Here is a 12,354-nt window from a genome sequence, read left to right on the forward strand (position 1 = left end):
TATACATTTACTATCCTAACTTGTAATCGTTCTCTTCTGCCTTTTCTATTCTATCATAGGCATTCTCAAGGAAACTACCCTTATACATTATCAGCCATATATAATGACCCTTTCCTTTCATTAACCTACATACCTACTTGATTAAACTTTGCGAAATCTTTTATCAAATTATGTATATTCCAAAGAAAGATATGCGATAAAAAAGAGCCTTACTATAGCAGCAAGGCTCTTTTTTATCGTCATTATGCTAGCCTTTTGAAAAAGAACCACTGACGATAGATTATCGCTAGTTCTTGCTCATTAGCAAGTAAAACCATTCATCTCTATGCAAAAAAGAAATTCCCTTTATTCTACAGAGAATATGAAAGAATATACAGGTTGCTTTCCTTGGTGAACTTCTACCTCTACATCTTCAAACTTCTCTTCTACAAATGCAACTAACTCTGCAACTTCTTCATCTGTTGCATCTTCACCTTGCAAGATCGTTACAATCTCAGAATCTTCATCAATCATACTTTCTAGCAATTGCTTTGCTGCATCTACTTTTTTAGCATTTGTAGATACAATTTTCCCATCTGCAATACACATGAAATCATTTTTTTGAATCGCTACACCGTCAATTTCCGTATCACGAACTGCATACGTAATTTGACCTGTTTTCACATGTGCTAGTGCTTCTTGCATGTTCTCTTCGTTTTCTTCTAACGTTCCAACTGGATTAAATGCTAACATTGCAGCCATTCCTTGAGGAACAGTTTTTGAACGAACAACAATCACTTCTTGATCAACAACAGATGCCGCTTGCTCTGCTGCCATCACAATATTCCCGTTATTCGGTAATATAATGATTTTTTCAGCATTCGCTTCTTCGATTGCCTTTACGATATCCTCTGTACTTGGGTTCATCGTTTGACCACCTTCGATAACTTGTGTTGCCCCAATGCTCTCGAATAGGTTTTTAATACCTGATCCCATTGCTACAGTTACAATACCGTATGGTTGCTTTTCTTTTACTGGAATTACTTTTTCCGGCATCGGTGTTGGCTCATCTAATAAAGCAGTATGCTGTTCGCGCATATTTTCTACTTTAATTTTAATCAAACTACCATAACGTTGACCGTAGTTCATCGCATCACCAGGATGTTCTGCATGAATATGAACTTTTACAACTTCATCATCCGAGACAACAAGCAATGAATCTCCATATACACTAATATCTTCACGGAATTTCTGCTCAGAGAAATTATGTTCTTTCATTTTTTCAGACTCTAATTTCACCATAAATTCCGTACAATATCCGTATTTAATATCTTCTGTACTCAATTGGCTTTGTACACTACGGTGATGCTCCGCACGCACCATTTCATTCATAGATGGTTGTGCTGGTACATTAGAAGAAATTGTTTCCCCTTTTAAATCAGCTAAAAAGCCTTCGTATACAACAACAAGACCTTTACCACCGCTATCTACAACGCCAACTTGTTTTAATACAGGTAATAAATCTGGCGTACGATTTAACGATGCATTTGCTTCTTTGACAACGTCTTCCATAAACAAAACAAAGTCGCGCTGTTTTTTCGCAACTGTGACTGCATATTTCCCCGTTTCTCTTGCAACTGTTAAAATCGTTCCTTCAATCGGCTTCATAACCGCTTTATACGCCGTTTCTACACCAGCTTCTAAAGCTGCCGCAAAATCAACTGTTGTTAATTCTTCTTTTTGTTCAATGGATTTAGAGAAACCACGGAACAACTGAGATAAAATAACACCTGAGTTACCACGAGCTCCCATTAATAATCCTTTTGCTAAACTTACGCCGACTTTACCAGCATGCTGCGAAGGGTTTGCTTTCACTTCACGCGCGCCTGAAGTCATTGATAAATTCATATTTGTACCGGTATCGCCATCTGGAACTGGAAAAACGTTTAATGCATCAACAAGCTGAACATTGTTTGTTAAGTTATTCGCTCCTTGAATAATCATTTGTGATAAACGTTTCCCATCAATTTTTTGAATTGACACAGATTTTCCTCCTTAATGCACATTACAAGTTTATTACTTTAACTCCTTGTACGTAGATGTTTACAGAATCTACTGCTAGTCCTACCGTTTGGTCTAATGTATATTTCACTTTCGTTTGGACGTTGTGTGCTACCTCTGAAATTTTTGTACCATAGCTCACAATAATATACATATCAATATGTACTTCATCTTCGTCTTTACGAACAATAACGCCTCTAGTGAAGTTTTCTTTTCGTAAAATTTCTGTTAATCCATCTTTTAATTGATTTTTTGAAGCCATACCAACGATACCGTAGCAATCTACCGCGGCACCTCCAGCAATCGTTGCAATTACATCTGTACTAATATCAATTTGACCGTACTTCGTTTTAATTTCAATTGACATCTCTTTTCCCCCTTCATAAATGGTGAAAGTGAGCTAGACTACTTTAATTACTATCATATAATCTTTTTAAAGAAAATTCCATCGTTCTTTCTTTTCGCTCTCATATTTTATACTTATTATTACACTTTTCTACGACGAGCAAAATAGTCCATTGTTATTATACAACATGTACCACTATAATATGTCAAGTGATTTTTCTTGATTTCTACTTTTCTTTACTGAAATTTAGTGTCAAGTAATTTTTCTTGATTTCTTTTTTATACACTGTTGCATTCTCTTTTTAGTTGTGTTAAATTATAGTAGTGTTTTTAGCATCGCATAAAAGACTAACATTGAAAAAATTACGTATGGTAAGGTAGTTAAGGGAGGGAAATATAGATGGCTCGTGTTTGTGCTATTACTGGAAGAAAAGCTCGTTCTGGTAACTCTCGTTCTCACGCAATGAACGCTACAAAACGTAAATGGGGCGCTAACCTTCAAAAAGTTCGCGTACGCATCGACGGTAAAGTTCAACGTGTTTACGTTTCTGCTAGAGCATTAAAATCTGGCAAAATCGAACGTGTTTAATAATAAAAAAAAGAGCCAATAGGCTCTTTTTTTATTATCCTCATGAAAAAAGCACCATTAATGGTGCTTTTTTAGTCCTTTTTAAAGGTATTTAACACCGCGCGAACAATTCCACCAAGAAATTTAGGTAACTTAATTGTATAAAATCTCATGGTTTCCCTCCTAATCCCCATTACTCCACTTGTTTACTATATGATGCAAGTAGCAAAAGTGTTTCTTCAATCAGTGCTTCTTATCACCATTAATATGCCAGAAGCAAATGAAAAAGTACCTTTTTCCGCAATGAGTTCATTACTAATACAAAGCGTCGATCCCCATTCTATCGTTTTATCAGTAAGAGGATATTTAAAGCCACGAAGTGTAATACCTTTTACAATTTCCGTAACAGGCACAAAGGATACGTATGGAAATTGTTCATTTTCTTCAATTATATATGTGCCTACTTTTTTTACAGAGATTTCATTTTTATTGTCAACGATATACATTTCAGTATGTGCTTCCAGCCCTTTTAAAAGCATTTGTATGTTCGCTAACCCATGATCAAGCCTTCCGCCTGTAGCACCAAAAATGCGAATCAAATCCGGCTTTTGCTCCAGTGCCCAATGAATTGCAATTTCTAAATCCGTTTGATCTTTTTCACGCGGAACAATATGTAACTCATCTGTCTGTTTTTGCATCCACGCTAATTCTTCATCTGTAACTGAGTCATAATCACCAAATGCAACAGTAGGTATGATTCCTCTTTGCAACAAACGATATACACCACGATCAACCGCAGCCCATACTACTTCCTCATTTTCATACCGAGAGAAATCAGCACAGTACTCCGCCGGTCCTCCAGCTAAAATATGAATAATCATCTTTTCTTTCCCTTCTATAGAAAAAAGCAATCTGCCAGTCGGTAGATTGCTTTTTTCACATTAGCCCGTTCTAACAGGTCTTAAAAGTTTTCTTATCTATATTCCTTATCCACGAATTACTCGAATTGCTTCACCGCGGTCTTTTTGATTGTACACTGCTGATCCTGCTACAAGAACATTTGCTCCAGCTTCTACACAAAGTCTCGCAGTCTCAGCATTCACACCACCATCAACTTCGATTTCTACTTGTAAATTACGCTCTTTGACCATTTCTGCAACTTGTTTAATTTTCGGTAATACAGAGTGAATAAACTTCTGTCCACCAAATCCTGGATTTACTGTCATAAGTAATACCATATCAATATCTCTCAATACGTGTTCAATCATTGAAACTGGTGTATGTGGGTTTAATACAACTCCAGCTTTAATACCATGTGATTTAATTAATTGAATCGTACGATGTAAATGCGGGCACACCTCTACATGAACAGTAATAATATCCGCTCCAGCTTTTGCAAAAGTAGGGATATAGTTATCCGGGTTTTCAATCATTAAGTGCACATCTAATGGTAAAGATGTAATTGGACGAATCGCTTCTACAATTAATGGACCAATTGTAATGTTCGGAACAAAATGCCCATCCATTACGTCAACATGGATATAATCCGCTCCGCCCTTTTCTACATCTTTAATTTCTTCCCCTAGTTTGGAAAAATCTGCTGATAAAATCGATGGTGCAATTTTAATCATAATTAATACCTCGGCTTTCTCTCTCTAATTTCTTCTACAAATTGTTTGTAATGTTCATAACGATATTGTGTAATTTTCCCTTCTTCAACCGCAGCTTTTACTGCACATTTCGGTTCTGAAAGGTGTGTACACCCTCTAAATTTACAGTATTGACTCTCTTCTTTCAACTCTGGAAAACAATACGTAAGATCTTCTACTTCGATATCAATAAAATCAAGAGAGCTAAAACCCGGTGTATCTGCAACCAGACCGCTTCCTACTGCAATTAATTCTACATGCCTTGTCGTATGCTTCCCTCGCCCTAAATGCGATGAAATATCATCTGTTTTTAGGGCTAAATCTGGGCGTAATACATTTAACATGGAAGATTTCCCTACACCAGATTGCCCCGCAACAACTGAGACACAACCTTCTAAGAATGGTTTTAAAATATCAATACTTTCCGATGTATTTATAGAAGTAAATAACACATCATATCCCATTTCACGATAATCATTTGCATAAGATTCAACAGTTTCTCGCATTTTTTCATCTACTAAATCCATTTTACTGATACAAATAATTGGTTTAATGTTATGATATTCAATTAATACTAAAAAACGATCTAATAACCCTGGGTTAAAATCTGGTTCAACTGCTGAGAAAACAAGGATTGCTTGATCAACATTGGCAATTGGCGGCCTAACAAGTTCATTTTTCCGCTCAAAAATCTCTAAAACATAGCCTTCATTCGGATTCTCCGCTTGAAAAACTACTTGATCTCCTACAAGTGGTGTAATTTTATTTTTTCTGAATACACCACGACCACGGCATTGTGTAATGCCACCTTCATGCTGTACATAATAAAAACCACTTAAAGCTTTTACAATTTTTCCTTCTGCCATATAATTCTCCTTTATTCTATATAAAGTGAAATTGTTATCAGCCTCTCCATACAGTTATCCCTTCCTTAAAATATTGAGACGGGGTACTGCCAGCGAATACTAGGATAAAACTGACTATTTATCAGTTCAGATTCTCCTTTATTTCCACTTCACTTTTATGGCTGTCCTTCTATTTCAAAACGTAATTTCTTACCCTTCTACGTTAACAGCATAACAGGCAAGAGCAACAAATTCCACTCTCCATACAAAGAAGGTGGAATCCACCAAATGGAGACACACCTTTACTAGGCTGGATATGGCACTTCTTTATCAATAATTGTCGTCCCATCTCGAACAATTTTGTAATGGCCTTTTGTTCCTTCTTGAATCACAAATTCCAAAGAAATAGTAGCAGATTCTGTTATTGTTCGCGTTTCAATCGGCTTATCCATTTTCTGCTGCATATCTTCTTTATAAATTTCAATTGTTTGTGGCTTTTTCTCACCTGTTGCAGGAGGCTCATACGGAATCGAAATGTTATCAACCTTTACTGTTTTCGTTACTTTAGGCTTCGGACCATCAGAGACAGTAATCGTTACTTTATCCCCTTCCTTTAACGGCGTTCCTGGTTTTGGTGATTGTGAAATTACTTGTCCCTTATCAACAGTATCCGAATATTCTCTTTTTATATCTGGGACCAGTTTCTTTTCATTTAAATAGCTATTCACACTATTTTCCGTCCATCCAGAAAAATCAACAGGTCGAATTTGGTAAGGACCTTTACTCACCCAAACTTTCACATCTTGCTCCGCTTCCACAACCATTTGGTCTGCTGCTGGACTTTGTTCTACGATTTCACCTTTTGGTTTTTCGCTTTCAATATCGTATCGAACAACAATTTTATACTTCCCTTCCAATTCGTCCTTCAAACTATCAAAATCTTTTCCGATTAAATTACTCATCTTATCCTTCTTTTTTCCACCGGATTGATAGATAGTAATTTTCGACCTTTCTTTTACAACCCTTCCTGCTGCCGGACTTGTTTTAATTACTTTCCCAGCTTCAACATCATCTGTATAAACAATGTTCGGTTCAGCAACTTCAAATCCTTTCTCAACAAGAGTGTTAACAGCAGTCTCATACTTCATACCAGACACATCAGGAGTTTTTACGTCTTTAGGAATAAAGAATCCTGGAATCACAGTCAGCGCTAACGTTGTGCCGATTGCTAAAAGTAAAAATGTTGTAAGTAACACTTTCAGCCATTTGTTACTTCGCTTTTTTTTCTCGTTCGGTTTCACTTCTTCATCTTTTATCTGTTCATCCGCTTTACTTCCATTCAATACAATTGTTTCATCGCTTACATTTCCAAATAATTGTTCTTGTTGAATAATTGGAATTGCCTTCGTCGCTTCCATATCTTCAGGTATATAAAATGGTTGTTCGTTAATACGTTCTGGATATAGCGCCGTTTCAATATCTCTCTTCATCGCATTAGCAGACTGATAGCGATGAAATGGATCTTTTGCAGTTGCTTTTAAAATAATATTTTCTACACTTTGCGGAATATCTGGATTCCAGCGTTTTGGAGATGGTGTTTCATTCTGTAAATGTTTTAAAGCGATCGCAACTGCAGACTCTCCTGAGAAAGGTTGTCGCCCTGTTAGTAATTCAAACATAACAATACCAAGCGAATAAATATCCGATTGTTTATTCGCTATCCCTCCACGTGCTTGCTCTGGTGACAAGTAATGGACCGAACCAAGCACTGAGTTCGTATGCGTTATCGCCGTTGCACTTGTAGCAGTCGCAATCCCAAAGTCTGTCACCTTCACGACCCCATCATTCCGAATTAAGATGTTATGTGGCTTTATATCTCTATGGACAATTTCAAAATGATGCGCATGTGCCATTGCAGATGTTAACTGCTCCATAATATCAAGAGCTTCTCCTATCGGTAACATTCCACGCTGCGTTATGTATTGCTTTAATGTTTGTCCAGGTACATATTCCATAACAAGATAATAAATTCCATCTTCTTCCCCAACATCATACATATTCACAATATTTGGATGCGACAACGTTGTAACAGATTGCGCTTCTCGATGGAAACGTTTAATAAACTCATCATTATTTGCATAATCGAGTCTTAATATTTTTACCGCTACATCTCGGCCTAGTATATCATCATGAGCCAAATATACATTGGCCATCCCTCCGCCACCGATCATTTTCAGTAGCTTATAACGGTCGTTTAGGCGTTTTCCAATCAGCACGTTGTAATTCACCTACTTTCGTTTGCCGAATCCGCATAATCAACAATGACAAGGGTAATATTATCTTCTCCCCCACGATCATTCGCAAGTTGAACAAGATGTTCTCCCTTTGTCTCGAGTTGTTCGTTTAATTGCAAAATCTTTCGCATATCATCCATAGCAACTTTATTTGATAATCCGTCAGAGCAAAGAAGCAGTTGATCATTTTCTTCTAACACTAATGTTTTAACATCTAATCCAACTTTTTCTTCTGTTCCAAGCGCTCGTAAAAGCAAATTCTTTTTTGGATGATACTCTGCATCCTCTTTTGAAATCTCACCATATCTAACAAGTTCATTTACAAGTGAATGGTCTTCAGTTATAAGTGAAATCTCATCATCTGATAACATGTAACATCGACTATCTCCTATGTGTCCAATTGTTACAAATCCCGCTGTACAAATCGCAACAATAACAGTAGTTCCCATACCACTACACTCTGTATGTTTCTTCGAGTATTCGTATACCCTCTCGTTAATCATCTCAACGTTTGTATGTAGCCATTCTTCGGCCTTTTTTGGTGTATCCATATTATACGTTTGTTTCCAATAATCATGGAATAGTTGAATGGCCATCGAGCTAGCAACATCGCCTGCTCGATGACCTCCCATTCCATCAGCTACAACAGCTAAAATATCTCCATCTAAATTATGAAAAACTCCTGCACTATCTTCATTATGTTGACGAACTTTCCCTTTATCCGATAGAAACACGGCTTTCATCTTGTCACCTCGTCTCTTCTTTGCGCTCCTTTGCACGCAACTGACCGCAGGCAGCATCAATATCATGACCTTGTTCACGGCGAATCGTTACATTCACTCCACGGTCTTTCAACGTTTTTTCAAATAAGAAAATTTGTTCACGTGGTGTTCTTACGTAATCGCGTTCTGGTACATAGTTTACCGGAATTAAGTTCACATGACATTTTACACCTTTTAAAAGTTGAGCCAATTCTTCGGCATGCTCAACTTGGTCGTTTTCTCCTCCAAATAAGCCATATTCAAACGTAATGCGACGCCCGGTTCTATTTACATAGTATTTAATAGCTTCCATTAAGTCAGGCAGCTTATAAGCACGGTTAATCGGCATTAATTTTGAGCGTAATTCTGTATTTGGAGCGTGCAATGAAATCGCAAAGTTAATTTGCATATCCTCTTCAGCAAACTTATAAATTTTCGGGATGATTCCACTTGTTGAAACCGTCATATGACGTGCACCAATATGAATTCCTTTTTCATGGTTAATAATGCGTAAAAACGACATTAAGTTATCGTAGTTATCAAACGGCTCTCCAATTCCCATTACAACAAGAGAACTCACGCGCTCATCTGTCTCATCAAGCGCACGTTGAACCTCTACTACTTGCGCTACGATTTCTCCAGCCTCTAGGTTTCGCTTTAAACCACCTAGTGTTGATGCACAGAATGTACAACCAATTCGGCAACCTACCTGTGTTGTTACACAAATGGAATTTCCATATTCATGTCGCATTAATACTGTTTCGATAGAATACCCATCATATAATTGGAATAAAAACTTAATTGTCCCATCAGAAGATGTTTGCTTTACTAATGTATTTAAAGTAGTAATATCAAAGGAATTCGACAATTTATCACGCAATCCTTTTGAAAGATTTGTCATATCCTCATAATTTTTTACACGCTTTTTATATAGCCAATCAAAAATTTGACCTGCACGGAATTTCGGTTCACCTTGTTCCTTTAACCAATTTTGCATTTCATGAAGTTGTAAAGAGTAAATAGATGTTTTTTTTGTTTCTAAATCTTTCTTTTGTTTTTTTACAGTCGTTTCCATGATGCTACACCTTCTTTCTTAAACAAGCAATATAAAAGCCATCTGTTGCAAAATAATGCGGTAAAATTTGTACTTGCCCTTCATTTATATAAGGACGTAATTTTTCTGGCATGCGCTCTTTCATAGTAGTATCCCATTCAAATTCAGGATGCTCTTGTAAAAATTGCTCTATCACTTGTTCATTTTCTATTTTTTCAATTGTACACGTACTATAAACAAGGCGACCACCTGCCTTTAACAGTGGAGCTACCTTTTCTAGTATCGATAGCTGAATTGTCGACAGTCTTTCACTATCGCCTTTTTCTTTACCTAATTTAATATCAGGCTTACGTCTGATAACACCAAATCCAGAACATGGTGCGTCTACTAATATTTTGTCAAAGCTTTCGTTCGCAAAATGTTCTTGAACTTTTCTGGCATCTAGCGCCTTTGTTTCAATGTTCTCTAATTCTAGACGCTTCGCCTGTTGCTGAATTAGACGAACTTTATGCGGATGTAAATCCAGCGACGTTACCTGACCAGTCCCCTTTAAACACTCTGCAATGTGTGTTGTTTTCCCACCAGGCGCCGCGCAGCTATCAAGAACCATATCTCCTTCTTCGGGTTTCAAAGCACGCGCAACAAGCATAGAGCTTTCATCTTGAATAGAAAGGAAACCGTTTTTAAACGCTTCTGTATGCGCTACGTTTCCTTTTTCAATTTGGATAGCATCTTCTGATAAATCACCACGTTTTGCTTGTACACCCTCACGTTCTAGCAAAGCAATCGCTTCTTCTACCGTTATTTTATCAACATTCACACGTGCTGTCGGTACCGGCGGAACCATATTTACTTCGCACATTTTTTGCGCTGTTTCTAAATCGTATGCTGATACCCACTCTTGTACAAGCCACTCTGGATGACTCGTTGCAACAGAAACTCGCTCTACAGGATTTTGTATCTCCTCTAAAGATGGCACACCTTCACGTTGAATCGAACGGAGTACCCCGTTTACCATCCCTGCAATTCCTTTATGACCACGACGTTTTGCAATCTCAACAGCCTCATGAATCGCCGCTCTTTCTGGGACGCGATCTAAATATAGCATTTGATATAAAGATAAGCGAAGTAATATTTTTACCCACGCTTCAACTTTTTTTCTTAAAAATGGTTGTAAATAATAGTCAAGTGTATCACGACGTTGAATCGTTCCATAGACAATCTCAGTTAGCAAACCAATATCTTTTCTATCAATCGCACTTTTTTCAATCAAATTATTTAAAAGTAAGTTGCTATAAGCGCCACTTTTCTCTACTTGAATTAGACCATCAAGAGCTAACTCACGAACATTTTGTCTCATGCGTCTTCTCCTAACTTCGTACCAATTTCAGGTTTTGTTCCACGTAAAAATTGTGAACAACTCATGCGCTTTTTACCAGATGGTTGTAACTCAGTAATTTTAACACCTGTTTCATTTCCTGTTGCCACAACGAAACCATCTTCTTCAATTGCTACAATAGAACTAGCTTCAGCCTGTACTGTTACAGGAACTTTTTCGCCCCACCATACTTTTACAACTTGCCCTGCTAAAGTTGTATAAGCAACTGGCCACGGATTTAAACCACGAATGTGATTGTAAACCTCTTCTCCTGTTTTCATCCAATCAATCTTTTCTTGCTCACGTTTAATATTGTAAGCGAATGTTACTTCATCCTCATTTTGTTTAATCGGTTCTAATTTTCCTTGTATTAAAAGCGGAACTGTTTTTGATAATAAGTGCGCTCCAGCCTCACTTAATTTATCAAATAATGAACCAGTTGTTTCACGTTCTTCGATTTCCACTTCTACTTGCGTTAAAATATCACCAGCATCTAATTTTTCCACCATATACATAATTGTGATACCTGTTTTTTCTTTTCCCTGCATGATGGAGTAATGAATTGGTGCACCGCCGCGAAGTTCTGGAAGTAATGAAGCATGAACATTAATACATCCATACTTTGGTGCTTCTAAAATTTCGTTTGGTACAATTTGTCCGAACGCAGCTGTCACAATTAAATCCGGCTCTAATGCCAATACTTTTTCATATTCGTCTTTTTCACGAATTTTTAACGGCTGTAACACCGGAATACCATGTTTTTCCGCTTCCACCTTAACAGGTGTTGGTGTCATAACCTTTTTTCTTCCCACTGGACGATCCGGCTGCGTTACAACACCAATTACATCATATCCATCTTCAATAAGACGACGAAGCACCGGTACAGAAAAGTCCGGTGTTCCCATAAATACTACTTTTATCATTCAAAAACCGCTCCTTTTACATCTCTTCTAATTCATTTTCCTCATAATATCTCGTCACTTTTGATGTAAATAACACACCATGTAAATGGTCGATTTCATGTTGAATTGCGCGTGCTAAAAAATCATCTGCCTCTAATAAAAAGATTTTACCACGACGATTTTGTGCACGTACTTTAATATACTCTGCACGCTCCACTTCACCATAAAGTCCCGGAAAGCTTAAGCAGCCTTCGGGACCTACTTGTTCACCACGTTTTTCTAAAATAACTGGATTAATCAGTTCGATTTTTCCCGTATCATCACCAATATCAACAACTGCCACTTGCAAACTTACGCCGACTTGTGGTGCTGCTAAACCAACACCATCTGCAACTAACATTGTTTCATGCATATCTTTTAACAAATTCACTAACTTTTTATCAAAGTTCATTACCCGTTCACATGGGGTTTCTAACACTTCATCTGGATGCTTTACAATTTCTAAAACTGCCATATTT

At 37.2% G+C, this 12,354-nt stretch carries 13 protein-coding genes; 1 reads left to right on the forward strand and 12 read right to left on the reverse strand.

Annotation, left to right across the window (positions count from 1 at the left end):
• Positions 1–345 precede the first annotated feature (345 nt).
• Positions 346–2,022 carry a DAK2 domain-containing protein gene (locus JDS96_RS01580; RefSeq protein WP_199665809.1) on the reverse strand — a complete coding sequence of 559 codons (1,677 nt, stop codon included), beginning with the start codon at positions 2,020–2,022 and terminating at the stop codon, positions 346–348.
• Positions 2,023–2,044: 22 nt separating this feature from the next.
• Positions 2,045–2,407, reverse strand: a complete 363-nt coding sequence (locus JDS96_RS01585; protein ID WP_000021111.1) for an Asp23/Gls24 family envelope stress response protein — start codon at positions 2,405–2,407, stop codon at positions 2,045–2,047.
• Between the two features lie 378 nt (positions 2,408–2,785).
• On the opposite strand from JDS96_RS01585, the gene rpmB reads away from it, so the two are divergent.
• On the forward strand, positions 2,786–2,974 hold the full coding sequence (rpmB, locus tag JDS96_RS01590; RefSeq protein WP_000124776.1) for a 50S ribosomal protein L28: 189 nt from the start codon (positions 2,786–2,788) through the stop codon (positions 2,972–2,974).
• A 71-nt stretch (positions 2,975–3,045) separates the two neighbouring features.
• Here the strand turns inward: rpmB and spoVM are convergent, their stop codons facing one another.
• The 10 genes from spoVM to def form a co-directional block, all read right to left on the reverse strand.
• Positions 3,046–3,126, reverse strand: a complete 81-nt coding sequence (gene spoVM / locus JDS96_RS01595; protein ID WP_001213600.1) for a stage V sporulation protein SpoVM — start codon at positions 3,124–3,126, stop codon at positions 3,046–3,048.
• Positions 3,127–3,192: 66 nt separating this feature from the next.
• Entirely contained in the window at positions 3,193–3,834 is a 642-nt protein-coding gene (locus JDS96_RS01600; protein WP_018764724.1) for a thiamine diphosphokinase, read from the reverse strand.
• A gap of 105 nt (positions 3,835–3,939) precedes the next feature.
• Positions 3,940–4,584, reverse strand: coding sequence for a ribulose-phosphate 3-epimerase (gene rpe, locus JDS96_RS01605; RefSeq protein ID WP_199665810.1), 645 nt, complete (start codon positions 4,582–4,584; stop codon positions 3,940–3,942).
• 2 nt (positions 4,585–4,586) lie between these two features.
• On the reverse strand, positions 4,587–5,468 hold the full coding sequence (rsgA, locus tag JDS96_RS01610; protein ID WP_003199670.1) for a ribosome small subunit-dependent GTPase A: 882 nt from the start codon (positions 5,466–5,468) through the stop codon (positions 4,587–4,589).
• Between the two features lie 284 nt (positions 5,469–5,752).
• Entirely contained in the window at positions 5,753–7,723 is a 1,971-nt protein-coding gene (gene pknB, locus JDS96_RS01615) for a Stk1 family PASTA domain-containing Ser/Thr kinase (protein WP_018764725.1), read from the reverse strand.
• Positions 7,724–7,731: 8 nt separating this feature from the next.
• On the reverse strand, positions 7,732–8,484 hold the full coding sequence (locus tag JDS96_RS01620; protein ID WP_003199663.1) for a Stp1/IreP family PP2C-type Ser/Thr phosphatase: 753 nt from the start codon (positions 8,482–8,484) through the stop codon (positions 7,732–7,734).
• Between the two features lie 4 nt (positions 8,485–8,488).
• The gene (rlmN, locus tag JDS96_RS01625) at positions 8,489–9,577 is read right to left on the reverse strand and encodes a dual-specificity RNA methyltransferase RlmN (protein WP_003199662.1); all 1,089 of its coding nucleotides are present in this window, start codon (positions 9,575–9,577) and stop codon (positions 8,489–8,491) included.
• 4 nt (positions 9,578–9,581) lie between these two features.
• The gene (rsmB, locus tag JDS96_RS01630; RefSeq protein ID WP_199665811.1) at positions 9,582–10,916 is read right to left on the reverse strand and encodes a 16S rRNA (cytosine(967)-C(5))-methyltransferase RsmB; all 1,335 of its coding nucleotides are present in this window, start codon (positions 10,914–10,916) and stop codon (positions 9,582–9,584) included.
• Complete coding sequence (gene fmt / locus JDS96_RS01635) at positions 10,913–11,857, reverse strand: methionyl-tRNA formyltransferase (RefSeq protein ID WP_199665812.1); 945 nt, start codon at positions 11,855–11,857, stop codon at positions 10,913–10,915. Before fmt ends, rsmB begins: the two co-directional genes overlap by 4 nt.
• Positions 11,858–11,873: 16 nt before the next feature.
• A complete protein-coding gene (def, locus tag JDS96_RS01640; protein ID WP_003199655.1) occupies positions 11,874–12,350 on the reverse strand; it encodes a peptide deformylase in 477 nt (158 codons plus the stop codon).
• Between the last annotated feature and the right edge of the window lie 4 nt (positions 12,351–12,354).

The sequence above is a fragment of the Bacillus cereus group sp. N21 genome (assembly GCF_016483395.1).
GTDB classification, from domain to species: domain Bacteria; phylum Bacillota; class Bacilli; order Bacillales; family Bacillaceae_G; genus Bacillus_A; species Bacillus_A pseudomycoides.